At 53.9% G+C, this 13,465-nt stretch carries 16 protein-coding genes and 1 other RNA gene; 7 read left to right on the forward strand and 10 right to left on the reverse strand.

The genetic code is table 11. From position 1 onward, the window contains the following. The first annotated feature begins 21 nt into the window (after positions 1 to 21). A complete protein-coding gene (locus tag BUA85_RS02460; RefSeq protein ID WP_072899024.1) occupies positions 22 to 312 on the forward strand; it encodes a hypothetical protein in 291 nt (96 codons plus the stop codon). A 6-nt stretch (positions 313 to 318) separates the two neighbouring features. Here the strand turns inward: BUA85_RS02460 and BUA85_RS02465 are convergent, their stop codons facing one another. Together BUA85_RS02465 and BUA85_RS02470 are read right to left on the reverse strand one after the other, a co-directional pair. After that, positions 319 to 1,059 carry a L,D-transpeptidase gene (locus BUA85_RS02465; RefSeq protein WP_072899025.1) on the reverse strand — a complete coding sequence of 247 codons (741 nt, stop codon included), beginning with the start codon at positions 1,057 to 1,059 and terminating at the stop codon, positions 319 to 321. A gap of 159 nt (positions 1,060 to 1,218) precedes the next feature. Further along, a complete protein-coding gene (locus BUA85_RS02470) occupies positions 1,219 to 1,443 on the reverse strand; it encodes a sulfurtransferase TusA family protein (RefSeq protein ID WP_072899026.1) in 225 nt (74 codons plus the stop codon). 104 nt (positions 1,444 to 1,547) lie between these two features. On the opposite strand from BUA85_RS02470, the gene BUA85_RS02475 reads away from it, so the two are divergent. The 3 genes from BUA85_RS02475 to BUA85_RS02485 are packed head-to-tail and all read left to right on the forward strand — an operon-like array spanning position 1,548 to position 4,961. Continuing rightward, positions 1,548 to 2,303 (forward strand): cytochrome c biogenesis CcdA family protein, encoded by a 756-nt coding sequence (locus BUA85_RS02475; RefSeq protein ID WP_072899027.1) that lies wholly within the window; start codon positions 1,548 to 1,550, stop codon positions 2,301 to 2,303. 58 nt (positions 2,304 to 2,361) lie between these two features. Next, entirely contained in the window at positions 2,362 to 3,612 is a 1,251-nt protein-coding gene (locus BUA85_RS02480; RefSeq protein ID WP_072899028.1) for an alpha/beta hydrolase family protein, read from the forward strand. Further along, positions 3,609 to 4,961: a cytochrome P450 gene (locus tag BUA85_RS02485; protein ID WP_072899029.1), complete on the forward strand. Its 1,353-nt coding sequence runs from the start codon at positions 3,609 to 3,611 to the stop codon at positions 4,959 to 4,961. Before BUA85_RS02480 ends, BUA85_RS02485 begins: the two co-directional genes overlap by 4 nt. Here BUA85_RS02485 and BUA85_RS02490 read toward each other — a convergent pair. From BUA85_RS02490 to BUA85_RS02515, 6 genes are all read right to left on the reverse strand, one after another. After that, the gene (locus BUA85_RS02490; RefSeq protein WP_072899031.1) at positions 4,958 to 5,176 is read right to left on the reverse strand and encodes a ribbon-helix-helix domain-containing protein; all 219 of its coding nucleotides are present in this window, start codon (positions 5,174 to 5,176) and stop codon (positions 4,958 to 4,960) included. The genes BUA85_RS02485 and BUA85_RS02490 overlap by 4 nt on opposite strands. Then, entirely contained in the window at positions 5,169 to 5,345 is a 177-nt protein-coding gene (locus BUA85_RS02495) for a DUF4169 family protein (RefSeq protein ID WP_072899033.1), read from the reverse strand. The genes BUA85_RS02490 and BUA85_RS02495 overlap by 8 nt, the downstream gene beginning before the upstream one ends. Next, a complete protein-coding gene (gene fumC / locus BUA85_RS02500; protein WP_072900374.1) occupies positions 5,342 to 6,733 on the reverse strand; it encodes a class II fumarate hydratase in 1,392 nt (463 codons plus the stop codon). Before fumC ends, BUA85_RS02495 begins: the two co-directional genes overlap by 4 nt. Positions 6,734 to 6,797: 64 nt before the next feature. Beyond that, complete coding sequence (locus BUA85_RS02505) at positions 6,798 to 7,268, reverse strand: SspB family protein (protein ID WP_072900375.1); 471 nt, start codon at positions 7,266 to 7,268, stop codon at positions 6,798 to 6,800. A gap of 63 nt (positions 7,269 to 7,331) precedes the next feature. Further along, complete coding sequence (chrA, locus tag BUA85_RS02510; RefSeq protein WP_072899035.1) at positions 7,332 to 8,579, reverse strand: chromate efflux transporter; 1,248 nt, start codon at positions 8,577 to 8,579, stop codon at positions 7,332 to 7,334. A 57-nt stretch (positions 8,580 to 8,636) separates the two neighbouring features. Beyond that, a complete protein-coding gene (locus BUA85_RS02515; protein WP_072899037.1) occupies positions 8,637 to 9,290 on the reverse strand; it encodes a DUF1194 domain-containing protein in 654 nt (217 codons plus the stop codon). Between the two features lie 160 nt (positions 9,291 to 9,450). Here BUA85_RS02515 and BUA85_RS02520 point away from each other — a divergent pair, with 160 nt between their 5' ends. Beyond that, positions 9,451 to 9,798 (forward strand): hypothetical protein, encoded by a 348-nt coding sequence (locus BUA85_RS02520; RefSeq protein ID WP_072899038.1) that lies wholly within the window; start codon positions 9,451 to 9,453, stop codon positions 9,796 to 9,798. 48 nt (positions 9,799 to 9,846) lie between these two features. Here the strand turns inward: BUA85_RS02520 and ssrA are convergent. Continuing rightward, positions 9,847 to 10,196, reverse strand: a transfer-messenger RNA (tmRNA) gene (ssrA, locus tag BUA85_RS02525). 67 nt (positions 10,197 to 10,263) lie between these two features. Here ssrA and BUA85_RS02530 point away from each other — a divergent pair. Then, positions 10,264 to 12,234, forward strand: a complete 1,971-nt coding sequence (locus BUA85_RS02530) for a cation:proton antiporter domain-containing protein (protein WP_072899039.1) — start codon at positions 10,264 to 10,266, stop codon at positions 12,232 to 12,234. A 6-nt stretch (positions 12,235 to 12,240) separates the two neighbouring features. Here BUA85_RS02530 and msrB read toward each other — a convergent pair whose 3' ends face one another. Then, entirely contained in the window at positions 12,241 to 12,633 is a 393-nt protein-coding gene (gene msrB / locus BUA85_RS02535; protein WP_072899040.1) for a peptide-methionine (R)-S-oxide reductase MsrB, read from the reverse strand. 69 nt (positions 12,634 to 12,702) lie between these two features. Between msrB and BUA85_RS02540 the strand changes: the two genes are divergently transcribed. After that, positions 12,703 to 13,464, forward strand: a complete 762-nt coding sequence (locus BUA85_RS02540) for a GNAT family N-acetyltransferase (RefSeq protein ID WP_072899041.1) — start codon at positions 12,703 to 12,705, stop codon at positions 13,462 to 13,464. Position 13,465 lies beyond the last annotated feature (1 nt).

Here is a 13,465-nt window from a genome sequence, read left to right on the forward strand (position 1 = left end):
TATTTTGGAGAGTTTGATTTGATGCCCGCTGTTCCATCGACAAAAATTCTAGGTCTCGTCTTTCTGGGGCTTGCAGGATGCGCTGTTCAAAATACGGATGGTACCGTTTCTGTCCCTAGTGGCGACGTACCCGCCGAAGTTTTGGAAGCAGCGGCACCAAATCAAGATCTGAGCTTTGTCGAACTACGCGAAAGCGACAACTGCTACTGGTATCGATATCGCGGGCCAGTTGAGACAACGATGCTGCCGCTCAGAACGCGCTCCGGCCGTCCGATTTGTGCTCAGGTTGCAGAAGCAGCGCCTGCAACCTAATCCGGTTTACGTCTCCGCAGGATACAGATGCGCCGTCGATCCCGTTTGCACATTGTCATAAAGATCGATGATGTGGCGCATCACCATGCGCACACAGCCGGAACTTGCGCGACCGCCGATAGAGCGGGGGCTAGGGGTTCCGTGGATGCGCAGGTAGGTGTCGCGGTTGCCAACATAGAGGTACAACGCACGTGATCCAAGAGGGTTGCTTGGCCCGCCGTCCATCCCGTCTTTGAAACGTTCGAATTGTTCTGGCTCACGCTCGATCATCGCGTCGGTTGGGCGCCAAGTTGGCCATTTCGACTTGCGACGGATCGTGTAGACGCCTGGTTCATAGAGGCTGCCGCGCGCAATCGCGACGCCGTAACGCATCGCGGTTCCGTCTGGCTGAATATGGTAGAGGTAGCGCGCAACTGCATCGACGTGAATGTCGCCAGGTTTGAGGCCGCTATTCGCTTGCACGCGAACGGGTAAGAACCTTGGGTGCAGACCCCACGGGTTCGAAGTTGCGGGGTCATAGTTGGCTGGTGTCACGCGCGCATCCCAACCATCCCAATTTGCTGGATTGGAACGAGGCGGGCGCGGAGCAGGGTCCGCTGGCGGCGCAGCAGCGGCCAAAGCCGCTTCTGCTGCGCGTTGTTCTGCAATCTCTTCGAGGGCTTCCTGCCCTAAGAGGGGTGTTGCGATGGGGCCGGAAAAGAGGGCTGCAGCCCCTCCCATAAATTTGCGTCGTGATGTGGCTGACATAACGATGTTCCCTACAGTTTGGCCTGATTTGGCTAGTATTGACGCCTGTGACCGATAAAATAATCGCTGCTACTTTAGCGGGTGGCGCAGAATTTCCAAATCACATTTTGTCGTGCGAGGTAAATGGAACCCTAGATGAGGTAGCTGCGTCACGGGGAATTACCCTTTTTCTATCTCATATTTCTGAACGCCGTCTGCGTCTTCTTGCGAAATAAGAAGATGTCCAGCCTCTGCGCAGAAATGCGGGATATCGACCACAGCGGCAGGATCATCTGCCAAAACGGTCAAAACATCTCCGCTCTGCAAGGCCTGCAGTCGTTTGCGGGCCTTTAGCACGGGAAGGGGGCACAAAAGGCCCGTTGCATCTAAGGTTTGGTCGCTCATAGGGCGCGACCTAAGCGTCATGTTACAGTTTGTAAACACAAGCGTGACATCAGATTGGGTGACGCGGGCGAAAGGTTAGATTATCTGACGTTCAAGGAGTATTCATCTTGGACGCAGTGACACTACTCGACGCGACTTTATTGCCTGCTATCGCTATCGCGGTGTTTGCGGGGCTTTTGTCGTTCCTGAGCCCCTGCGTTCTTCCGATTGTACCGCCGTATCTTGCTTATATGGGCGGCGTTTCGGTCGGCGATATGGATGAAGAACGCGCCGCGCGGAAACGGGTGTTTACCGCGGCCTTATTCTTCGTTCTGGGTCTATCCACGGTCTTCATCTTCCTCGGGATGGCTGTCTCTGCCGTTGGGCGTGCATTCCTGCAATATCAGGATTGGTTTATTTATGGTGCTGGCATCATTGTCGTAATCTTTGGATTGCACTTTCTGGGGGTCTTCCGGATCGGTTTTTTGCAAAAAGAGGCCCGTTTAGATGCCGGCGACCGAGGTGGGTCATCCTTTGGAGCGTATGTTTTGGGCTTGGCCTTTGCCTTTGGTTGGACGCCTTGCATCGGGCCAATTTTGGGAGCGATTCTTGGTCTTGCCGCGTCGGAGGCTGACGTGGCGCGTGGGACAACATTACTTGCAGCCTACGCGCTTGGGCTTGGCATACCGTTTTTGTTGGTTGCCGCCTTCTTCCCTCGACTGAAAGGGGCAATGGCTTGGATGAAGCGCCATATGGTGGCAATTGAACGCGTATCCGGCGTTTTGTTGGTAACGGTTGGCGTTCTGATGCTGACCGGTCAATTCACGGCGTTAAGCTATTGGCTGTTTGAAAAATTCCCAGCTTTGGCAGTCCTCGGATAAGCGCTTAATTTCGCCACAACCTCGGTATAGGGTCGTTTGGAATCCAGCTGGGTGGGCGATGGATAACGGCACAGAAACTTCGGTTAAACGACGCCAGGTCTTTTATATACCTGGCTACGATCCCTTTCCGCCGCGGCGGTATCGAGAGCTGTATCGCACCGAAAGTGCAGCTCAGGCGAAGATCAGCGGGTACGAGATAGGCGTGGCTGGGAAGCCGAAAGATGACGGTTATGGCTGGCGCGCGGCTGCGAAAATCGACGGATCGACGACTGTTGCGGATATTGATGTTTTGATCTGGTCAGACATCGTGCGCGACAGCATGTCGAATTCGATTCCAGCGACCTATTGGCAGATGCTGCGGACCAGTTGGATTTACATCACGTCGGGCACGTTGCGCCGGTTGATGTGGATGCGCAAAGGGCCGGTGATTGCGGCGCTCTATCCGGTCGGGATGTTGATCTTGCAATTGCTCGTTGGGCTGTTGCTGGGGTGGTTTGTTGCATCCGTGGTGGAGGGCATCGTTGCAAGCGTCATCGGCCTATTTGGCTGGAGCGTCCGGTTTCCTTGGTTTGTGTCGTGGCCAATTGTTCTGGCTATTTGCTGGCTTGTTTTACGGTTTTGCCAATCGAAGGACCGTAAGACCTACGCCTATTATCTGATGTACGACTACGCGTTTTCGGCCGGATTGAAGGGGGACACGCGGCCGGAATTGAAGGAACGCATGGCTGAGTTCGAAGCGCGGATTTCCGAAGCGCTGAGATCGGATGTGGATGAGGTTCTTGTTGTCGGCCATTCATCTGGGGCGCATTTGGCGATTTCGATACTGGCAGCGGTTTTGCGTTCGTCGCCTCCTCGTAAGAATGGACCCAAGTTGGGATTGCTCACGTTGGGGCAGGTTGTCCCGATGGTGTCATTTCTTCCCAAGGCGACGGCGCTAAGGGCGGACCTCAACTATATAGCGACCAGTGAGGCGATCACATGGATCGATGTTTCTGCACCGGGCGATGGGTGTTGCTTTGCTTTGTGCGATCCAGTGGCGGTGAGCGGTGTGGCTGACAGCGATCAGAAATGGCCCATCGTCATTTCCGCGGCCTTTACCCAAACCTTGGCGCCAGAGCGTTGGGAGGAACTTAAACGCAAGTATTTTAGGTTACATTTTCAGTATCTTTGTAGTTTCGACCGCCCCAAGGATTACGACTATTTCCAGATCACATGCGGGCCGCGCACTCTTGCGGATCGCTATCGTGGGCGGGCATCCTCGAAATCGAGGATCGACGTTGTGGCGTCAAAGTATACAACAATGGAATGACACGACCGCCGAAACCAGATCATCGACCGGAGACGGTAAGCCTTTGGCAGCACCTTCGACTTTTTCGGCGTGATATTCTGTCGGCCCAGCCTGAGAAACTCTATCGTGCGTGGATGGCTGAATTTCGGACGCCTTTCTTTCGAAGTTTTCTTGTCAATGATCCTGAGGTCATCAAAACCGTGTTGAAGGATCGGCCTGATGATTTTCCAAAGTCAGAACGGGTTGGCGTCGGATTGCGGCCTTTGCTTGGGAACTCGGTATTCCTCACCAACGGTGAAGAGTGGAAGCGGCAACGGCGGATCATTGATCCGGCTTTTGAAGGTGGGCGACTGAAATCGGCCTTTCCGGCGATCCTAAGTGCGGGAGAGGCGGCGGTTGATCGTTTGCGTCCTCTGGCGAATGGCGCAACCGTTGATGTGGAGCCAATCACCTCGCATTTGGCGGCGGATGTGATTTTCCGAAGCCTTTTTTCGATCCCGATTGAAGATGAGCTGGCAACTAGAACCTTTGAGGCGTTCCGCGCCCACCAGCGCAGCCAACCCATCGTGAATCTTTCGGCTTTTTTATCCGGTCCGAATTGGATGCCAAAGCTATTCCGCAAAGAGACCACCGAGACAGCGGAAGAGATTAGGGGTCTGATTGCGAAGCTGGTTGAGCGTCGGGCGGATCGGATTGCGAAGGGGAGTGCGCCAGACGATCTTGCGACCAAGATTATGACGATGAAAGACCCGGAGACGGGTGAGGGGTTCAGCAGTGACGAAATCGTCGATCAGGTCGCGATCTTCTTTCTGGCGGGGCATGAGACTTCGGCAGCGGCGCTGTCGTGGGCGCTGTATCTATTGGCGCTTGATCCCGAATGGCAGGAGAGGCTGCGTGACGAAGCAAGTGAGTTCTCGGGTGAATTTGCGGGATTGTCGAAGTTGGCCGTTACAAGGGACGTTTTCCGCGAGACGCTACGGCTTTATCCGCCAGTGCCAATGATGGTGCGGGAGGCCGCGCAGCCTGAGATTTTTCGAAAAAGACCGGTTCCAAAATCATCTCAGATCATCGTATCGCCTTGGCATCTTCACCGCCAAAATCGGCTTTGGGGCGATCCCGATGAATTTAGGCCCGACCGATGGTCCTCTCCCAATGGAAAGGAGTGTTCTCAGAAGGCCTATTTGCCGTTCTCGGCCGGACCGCGCGTATGCACTGGCGCTGGGTTTGCGATGATGGAAGGGGTGTTGTTGCTTTCGAAACTGGTCGGTGCATTCGCCTTTGAAGTCGACAATAGCCGTCCACCAGTGCCCGTTGCTCAATTGACGGTGCGGAGCAAGGATGGAATTTTCCTAAAAATCCGACCGGCCTAGCGGCTTTGTAGATCTTCCAGCACAAAGACGCGGATCGCGGACGCAAGGCCTACGTCGCCGCGCGCCTCGTCAATTTCTGCGGCAAGACCGTTGATGGTCTTGCCCGTTCTTTCAGCAATGACTTTGAACTCTTTCCAAAACGCATCTTCGAGCGACACGCTGGTCCGATGCTGCTGTAGGGTCAGTGAGCGTTTGACGGGGCGGCCGCTACTCATCTTCGAACTTGAGTTCCGACAGGCGCTTGCTCGCCTGTTCTTGCTGCGTCGCCTCAAGCAGTCGCTGCGCTTTGGTCCGTCCGTATTTCACAGCGTTTTTGTTAGCGCGGGCTTTTGCATCGTCCCGCGCTTTCGCCTTTCGGGCCTTGTTCAGATTAATCGGCTTCATTTCGGGCCGATCATATCCTCAGGACGGACAACTTTGTCGAAGGTTTCTTCATCAACAAAGCCGAGCTTGATCGCTTCTTCTTTCAGTGTAGTGCGGTTCTTATGCGCTGTCTTCGCGACCGTCGTAGCATTGTCGTAGCCAATCGTCGGGGCAAGCGCTGTGACGAGCATAAGGCTTTCGCGCAACAATTGCTCAATCCGGCCTTCGTCGGCTTTGATGCCAACGACACAGTTATCGGTGAAGGCAGAGGCCGCATCACCGATCAATTGCATCGATTGCAGCACGTTATAAGCCATCATTGGCTTCATCACGTTGAGTTCAAAATGCCCTTGCGATCCGGCAAAGCCCACGGCGGCGTCATTGCCCATGACATGGGCACAAACTTGCGTAATTGCCTCAACCTGTGTTGGGTTCACTTTGCCTGGCATAATGGAGGAGCCAGGTTCGTTTTCAGGCAACATCAACTCACTTAGGCCACAGCGCGGGCCGGAGCCGAGGAAACGGATGTCGCAGGCGATTTTGTAGAGGCTCGCCGCAACTGTTTTCAACGCGCCGGACATTTCGACCAAGGCGTCATGTGCGGCGAGAGCTTCGAATTTGTTGGGCGCTGTGACGAAGGGCAGGCCGGTGATCTCTGCCATGTTCTTGGCAACCGTTTCGCCCCAGCCCTTAGGCGTGTTCAGGCCGGTTCCAACAGCCGTACCACCCTGAGCCAGTTCATAGATCGCCGGCAACGCGGCTTTGACGCGGCGCAGGCCCATTGCGACTTGATGAACGTAGCCGCTGAATTCCTGACCCAATGTAAGGGGGGTGGCGTCCATCGTATGTGTGCGGCCGATTTTGATGATGTGATCGAACTCGGCTTGCTTTGCCGCGAGAGCGGCGTGGAGTTTTTCCAAGCCGGGGATCAGAACGTCATGGGCAGTCGTGGCTACGGCGATGTGCATTGCAGTTGGGAAGGTGTCGTTTGACGATTGACCCATGTTGCAATGGTCATTCGGATGCACCGGCTCTTTCGATCCAATCTCACCGCCCAAAATTTCAATAGCGCGGTTTGAGATCACCTCGTTCGCATTCATATTGGACTGCGTGCCCGATCCGGTTTGCCAAACAACGAGCGGGAAATGGTCATCGAGCTTGCCCGCCACCACTTCCGAGGCCGCTTCGATCATCGCGTCGGCTTTTTCTGCGTCTAGCTTGCCACGTTCTTTGTTGGCCATCGCACAGGCTTGTTTGATGACACCTAAGGCCCGAACAATCGCAACAGGCTGCTTTTCCCAACCGATCGGGAAGTTTTGAAGCGAGCGCTGGGTTTGTGCGCCCCAATAGCGGTCTGCTGGGACTTCTAAAGGGCCAAAGCTGTCGGTTTCTGTGCGGGTTTCGGACATCGAGGTCTCCGTCATCAAGGATTTCAACCTTGATTAGCCAGCGCCCCGATAAAGCGCAATGGCGCTATTTGCGGAATTGATCCAAAGAGACGACTTCGGCCTCTGTTGGCGGGGCTTCGGGTTCTTCGGCCATCTCTTCCATAGGCGCCTCTTCGACTTCGTCTTCCTCGTCTTCGTCTTCCTCTTGCGTCTCAAAGCGAAGGCCAAATTCGACAGATGGATCGACGAAGGTTTTGATCGCGTCGTAGGGGATATACATCGGTTCGGGGTTTTCGCCGAAGTTAAGCGTGATCGAGAACCCTTCGTCGGTTACGTCTAAATTGTCGAACCAATGCTGGATGACAATCGTCATTTCACCGGGATAGCGATCAGACAACCAGTCTGCCAGTTCGACATCCGGATGGAGCGTATCGAAGGTAATGAAGAAATGATGTTCGCCGGGTAGGCCATTCTGCTGAATGTCGGTCAAGACGTTTTGGATCAGGCTGCGCATGGCCCTATGCATCAAGTTTCCGTAGTCGATGCGACGTGACATCTTGAGCACCCCTGTCCGTTGTCGTGACGTCAGCATAGTGGATTCGGGTCTGGTTGAAAGGGGCTATGCGCCGATTGCCCAGCCCAAACCGAATGACGCCAATGAGCAGAGGATCAAAACACGCCAAAGCGGTTGTTTTGCGAACAACAAAATGACGGCGGCCAAAACGGCGACCATGACGGCGGCAATGTTGATAGAAGACAGGTTGGGACTGAGGACGTTGAACGGACCAATGGTGACGTCGTCAAAAAATACCTGAACAGCGAACCAGAGTGAAAGATTTGCGATGACGCCAACGACCGCAGCGGTGATGCCCTTCAACGCCGCTTGAAGTCGCGGCTGGCCAGAAAGCCATTCGATGTAAGGTGCGCCTGCGAAAATCCATATAAAGCAGGGCACAAACGTGACCCACAAGGTCATCAGGCCAGCGGCAATTGCGATACCTATCCCGCCTTCTGACAAGCCAGCGAGTATGGCAACGAATTGCGTTACCAGAATGAGCGGGCCGGGGGTGGTTTCGGCTAGACCGAGCGCGTCCAGCATCTCATTCGGGGCAAGCCAGCCGAAATCTGTGACGACCACCTGCGTCATATAGGCGAGAACGGCATAGGCTCCGCCGAAAGAGACGACAGCGAGTTTTGAAAAAAAGAGGCCGATTTCGGTCAGGAAGTTGGCGTCAAGGGCTATCGCCAAAACCAAAGGGAGTGCCCAGATGAGGCCGCTGATCACGATAACCGGAAGCACTCCTTTGCGCGAAACCGGTTTGACTTGTCCGTTTGGTGGCAAGGTTTTGAAACCGAACCAGCCGATACATGCTGCCACAGCAATGACTAACGGAAAAGGAAGGGCAAACACATAGAGCGAAAAAAAGGATAAGGCTGCGATCACGAACGCCAGTGGCCCTGTCAGCGCCTTTTGAGAGACCTTACGCAAGGCATCCACGACGATTACCACGACTGCTGCCTGTATCCCCAAAAAGAGCGATTGCGCCCAAGGTTGATTTCCGAATGTGCCATAAGCGATGGCCAGCATGGCGATCACAATGGCCCCAGGTAGGACAAAGAGGCCACCGGCGATCAAACCGCCTGTGATACCGCGCTGCTGCCAGCCGGAATAGGTGGCGAGTTGCATTGCCTCAGGCCCTGGAAGGAGCATGCAGAAGGAGAGGGCTCTCAAGAACTCTTCTTCCGTCAACCAATCTCGGTTTTCGACCAGTTCTTTGTGCATCAATGCAATCTGTGCTGCAGGGCCACCAAAGGATTGGAGGCCGATGCGTCCGAAAATCCGAAAGAGATCTGCGTAACTTGGCACGTTCCGTTTGCCCTCAAACACCAGTTGAAGACTGTGTGACCAGCAAGGTGTTATGCGTCAACCAAGCATTCTGCTGAGTTCGCGAATAATCTTCTGACGGATGGCGCGGGGGTAATCGAGATGTCGACGCGCGGTCAGGACAAAGCCGTTTCGTGTGATGACTTTGCGCTCATAAAAGTTGGTAATCGCGACCCCCATGGATTCAATTGCAATGCCGTTGATTGTCACGCCGGAACGCTCTGCGATGATTCGCGCGGTTGCCGTGTCGCGCCCGGAATTGGGGGTTCCGTCGCCGGATATGTCGATGACTTTGCGCAGGCAATCGGGTACATCCTCAAACTGTTCCAAAGAGAAGTAGATGGCTTCTGCTGGGGCTGTGTCTGACAAAACAAAGGCGCGTTCCATATCGGCTGCCAGGTTCGCGAATAATGCTGCGTCCAATTCGTTTTCAACACGCGTCCAAGGGATGGAGATTTCTTGTTTGTCTTCGCCCGACCACTGGATGACCATGAGGGCAGCGTAGTTGTCTACCATTGCGCCAACGACCTCGGGATCGCGGAGAGCGTCGACAAGCCCATCTTTCTGAAGGGCCCATTCAGCCGGGTCGACGGAATTTGAGACATCAATGGTCAGAATAAGCGCTGTGTCACAGGCCAGTGCCGGAACGCTCGTCAAGGTTAGGAAAGTCGCAGCAATGAACCGTTTCAACATACCGCACGATGGGCGAAACAGCTGGTAAATTGCAAGGGATGACCGCGAGGCAGGAAATGCTCGAAACACAAAACAGATGACAAATTCGTGAACTGTGGCTTAGGCTGTCGCAGGGTCAGGGGAAATTGACCCGTGTTGTTACTAAAATTTGGGGAAATGAATGTCGTTTCAATATAAATCTGCTGCTTTTGCCACTGTCTTCGCTCTCGGTCTTGCCGGTTGTGTGGAGCAAAACGCGTCTTCTGATGGATTCAACCGCAATGTGTTGATCAATAACCAAACTGGTGAAACCATTTGGCGGTTCTACGGATCACGTGTGTCAACCAATTCCTGGGAAGAAGACATCCTCGGCTCAACCGTTCTGGGCAATGGTCGATCCGTAAGCATCAACTTCGATGATGGCACTGGGGCCTGTAACTTTGACATGAAAGCCGAATTCCAAGACGGACGGTCGATCGAGCGATACAACGTGAACGTCTGCACGGCAGCGAGCGTGACATTCAGATAATTGATTGGGGCCGCTGAAAGGCGGCTTCTTTTCACAAAAAAATTTGGAAATGCAGGTTTCTGTTGCCAGGTACCTGCGGACCCCGCCTAGGGTCGCAAAACCCTAGGAGTTAAGATTTCAGTCTTAGGAACTGCTTACGCAGCTACTGCAACTGGAGCATGGTTGTCATTTGCAACTAGCTTAAGTGAACCGATAACGGTGGTATCTCACCGAGACAAAGCAAACCCCTTTAGACGTTCGTCGATCCTATTTCGGCCCCATGATCCCCAAATGAAGGATGTTTGGTGGAGCCGCCGGGTACCGCCCCCGGGTCCGATCCGCTTATTACGAGCGCGTTTATGTCCATAGTCCCGAAGGACACTTGTTAGATAATGCACAGATTTTGCGCTCGCAAGGGTCAGATCGCCTCTGGTCACTTGGGCGAATGTTTTCTAGCTTAGGTGGAAATGCTTCCGGGGGGCTGCAATGACCGATTTTCTTGCTTTGGCGTTTGTATTTTTGGCCGCGGGCGTTGTTGCGGTTCCTATCGCTTCGCGACTTGGTCTTGGCTCTGTGCTTGGCTATCTGATCGCGGGCATCGCGATTAGCCCCATCCTTGTCATTTTGAACGTCGACGTCATCTCCATTCAACACTTCGCTGAGTTTGGCGTTGTCATGATGCTGTTCCTTGTCGGCTTGGAATTGGAGCCGAAACTACTCTGGGGAATGCGGGCCAGATTATTGGGGCTGGGTGGTGGTCAGGTGATCCTCACCACATTGGCCGTCATGGGGATTGCGATGCTCTTTGGGCAACCTTGGACCATTGCTTTGGCGATCGGTTTGGTTCTTGCGCTTTCGTCAACGGCAATCGTGCTTCAAACGCTCAATGAAAAAGGGCTTATGAAGAGTGACGGCGGGCAATCGAGCTTCTCGGTTCTTTTGACACAAGACATCGCAGTGATCCCGATGCTTGCCCTTATTCCGTTGTTGGCGATGCCTGACCTCATGGATGTTGCGATGGCGGCAGACACACATGGCGAGGTCGCGGCGCACGCCTCGGACAGCAGTGGTCACGGTGATGATCACGGTGATGGCCATGCTGACGACCACGGCGACGATCATGGTCACGGCGGAGGTATGAGCCTCGTCGACGGGCTCGACGGATGGCAGACAGCACTGGTTACAATCGGGGCTGTCGCGGCGGTTGTTCTTGGCGGAAGCTATTTAACGCGGCCAGTTTTCAGGTTCATTTCCGCTGCGAATCTAAGAGAGCTCTTTACGGCTACAGCTTTGATGATGGTCGTAGGCATTGCTTTGTTGATGTCGCTCGTCGGACTGTCAGCGGCGCTAGGGACATTCCTTGCGGGTGTTGTCTTGGCCAACAGCGAGTATCGTCACGAGTTGGAATCGGACATTGATCCTTTCAAAGGGCTGCTCTTAGGGCTTTTCTTTATGACCGTTGGGGCAGGGATCAACTTTGGCCTGCTGGGGGCAAACGTCGCAATGATCCTCGGTTTGACCATCGGTTTGATGTTTGTCAAAGGGCTTATCCTTTTTGGATTGGGAACACTCTTTGGTTTGCGGGGAACGGATCGCTGGTTGCTGACCCTTGGGCTCGCACAGGCCGGTGAATTTGGCTTTGTTTTGTTGTCATTCACTGTGGCCAACCAAGTCTTGCCGCAGTCTATTTCGCAGATGTTGCTTTTGGTTGTGGCGATCTCAATGCTGCTGACGCCCGTCTTGTTCATTCTTTACGACAAGGTCATCGCCCCGAAATACAGCGATGATCAGGCGCGTGACCCTGATGAGATCAACGAACGCAACCACATCATTATTGCCGGCAGTGGTCGTGTCGGCGGTATGGTGAACCGTATGCTCGTGGCTGCAGGCTTCTCGTCTACGGTGATCGACTATAGTGCCAAGCAACTTGAAAACTTACGCGCATTTGGCGTGCACAACTACTATGGGGATGCGACAAGGCCGGACCTTCTGCACGCGGCTGGGATCGAAGAAGCCAAGCTCTTGGTGATTGCGATTGATGACAAGGATCAGATCACGAACCTTGTCCATTACGTGCATCAGAACTACCCGCATGTTCATATCCTAACCCGCGCCATAACGCGCGATCATGTTTATGATCTTTGGGCTGCTGGGTCGCGGGATATCGTCCGAGAGACATTTGACAGTTCAATTCGGATGGGGCGTTCGGCCTTTGAAGCCTTGGGTATTCACAGAGATCATGCGCAGCAGATGGCGGATGAGTTTGTCAAAATGGACGGGAAAGCCATGATCGCCGTAGCTGACGTTCATGACCCCAATGTCCCCGCCGCGCAAAACGAAGCCTATGTCGCCCGCGTTATGGAGATTCTTGGTCCGTGGCAGGACGAATTGAATCAGAAAATGAACGAAATCCGCGCTCAAGATATCCCGGATGAAGAGTTAGAGGGTAAGGCCTAAGCGGCCTTACTCTTCTGCGTCGAACTTCAGGGCCGCACCGTTGATGCAATAGCGCAGGCCGGTCGGCGCCGGTCCATCGGGAAAAACGTGGCCAAGGTGGCCGTCGCAGCGGTTACAGTGAACTTCGGTGCGACGCATGAAGAAGCTGCGATCTTCCTGTTCTCCGACCATTTCGCCGTCGATTGGTTGATAAAAGGACGGCCAGCCGGTTCCACTTTCGAATTTGGTTTCTTGATCAAAGAGAGGGGCGTCGCAACCAGCGCAGCGAAATGTTCCGGGATCCTTTGGAAAATTGTCATTGGTACCAGCGCGTTCTGTGCCATGCTTGCGCAGCACTTTATAGGCGAGATCACTTAATTGTGCTTTCCATTCCGCATCTGATTTAACAACTTTGTCCATTTTATTCGTCCTGCTGTTACGTTCTCGTGTAATGTAGTTTTCAAAAAACAATGCTCCAAGGCTCGGCAGATGACAATTGCGTTTACAGTGGGACAGTATGATGTCCGGTTTTCAGTTACACCTGAAGACCTGACGGCTTGTCAGTCGTTGCGGCATCTTTGTTTCTTTTTTGAAGATGGCATCGATGCCGACCGGTTTGATCCTTTGTGCCGGCATTTGATGGTCCACAAGGCCGGTGAACTTGTCGCGACCTGTCGGTTGATGCTGCCGACGTCTGGGGCGTCGATTGACATGAGCTATGCGGCCCAACGTTACGACCTTTCGTCCTTGGAGCCATATCAAGGCCGGATGCTGGAGATCGGAAGGTTCTGCATAGCGCCCACCACATCCGATCCGGACGTATTGCGCTTGTGCTGGGGTGCTATTGCGCAATTGGTGGATTTGTCTGACATTGGGTTCATTTTTGGCTGCACGAGCTTTGAGGGGACCGATCTTGAGAAGTATCGTCAGGCATTTGAGCTATTGGCCGATAGCTACGGTCCGCCCGCCTATTTCCCGATCGAATCTGCATCGAATGACTGCGAGGATCTTGAGTCCGGTTTGATCTATGATCGAAAGGTGGCCGTTGGCCAATTGCCTGCGCTTTTGCGGTCCTATCTCAGCTTGGGGGCTTGGGTGAGTGACCATGCAGTCGTGGATCGAGAGATGAACACAATCCATGTGTTTACAGGGTTGGAGGTAGAGAAGATCCCAGCCTCCAAAGCTCAAGCGTTGCGGTCCATTGTGCCGGTTGAACGCAATCCTCTTGCGGAGAATGCTTGGGTTGCTTAGC

The organism is Cognatiyoonia sediminum, assembly GCF_900129845.1.
In the GTDB taxonomy this organism is placed as follows: domain Bacteria; phylum Pseudomonadota; class Alphaproteobacteria; order Rhodobacterales; family Rhodobacteraceae; genus Cognatiyoonia; species Cognatiyoonia sediminum.

Coding starts and splice junctions, on each gene's coding strand:
- BUA85_RS02460 (WP_072899024.1), top strand. CDS start 22: ATGCCCGCTGTTCCATCGACAAAAATTCTAGGTCTCGTCTTTCTGGGG.
- BUA85_RS02465 (WP_072899025.1), bottom strand. CDS start 1,059: ATGTCAGCCACATCACGACGCAAATTTATGGGAGGGGCTGCAGCCCTC.
- BUA85_RS02470 (WP_072899026.1), bottom strand. CDS start 1,443: ATGAGCGACCAAACCTTAGATGCAACGGGCCTTTTGTGCCCCCTTCCC.
- BUA85_RS02480 (WP_072899028.1), top strand. CDS start 2,362: ATGGATAACGGCACAGAAACTTCGGTTAAACGACGCCAGGTCTTTTAT.
- BUA85_RS02485 (WP_072899029.1), top strand. CDS start 3,609: ATGACACGACCGCCGAAACCAGATCATCGACCGGAGACGGTAAGCCTT.
- BUA85_RS02490 (WP_072899031.1), bottom strand. CDS start 5,176: ATGAGTAGCGGCCGCCCCGTCAAACGCTCACTGACCCTACAGCAGCAT.
- BUA85_RS02495 (WP_072899033.1), bottom strand. CDS start 5,345: ATGAAGCCGATTAATCTGAACAAGGCCCGAAAGGCGAAAGCGCGGGAC.
- fumC (WP_072900374.1), bottom strand. CDS start 6,733: ATGTCCGAAACCCGCACAGAAACCGACAGCTTTGGCCCTTTAGAAGTC.
- BUA85_RS02505 (WP_072900375.1), bottom strand. CDS start 7,268: ATGTCACGTCGCATCGACTACGGAAACTTGATGCATAGGGCCATGCGC.
- BUA85_RS02515 (WP_072899037.1), bottom strand. CDS start 9,290: ATGTTGAAACGGTTCATTGCTGCGACTTTCCTAACCTTGACGAGCGTT.
- BUA85_RS02520 (WP_072899038.1), top strand. CDS start 9,451: ATGTCGTTTCAATATAAATCTGCTGCTTTTGCCACTGTCTTCGCTCTC.
- BUA85_RS02530 (WP_072899039.1), top strand. CDS start 10,264: ATGACCGATTTTCTTGCTTTGGCGTTTGTATTTTTGGCCGCGGGCGTT.
- msrB (WP_072899040.1), bottom strand. CDS start 12,633: ATGGACAAAGTTGTTAAATCAGATGCGGAATGGAAAGCACAATTAAGT.
- BUA85_RS02540 (WP_072899041.1), top strand. CDS start 12,703: ATGACAATTGCGTTTACAGTGGGACAGTATGATGTCCGGTTTTCAGTT.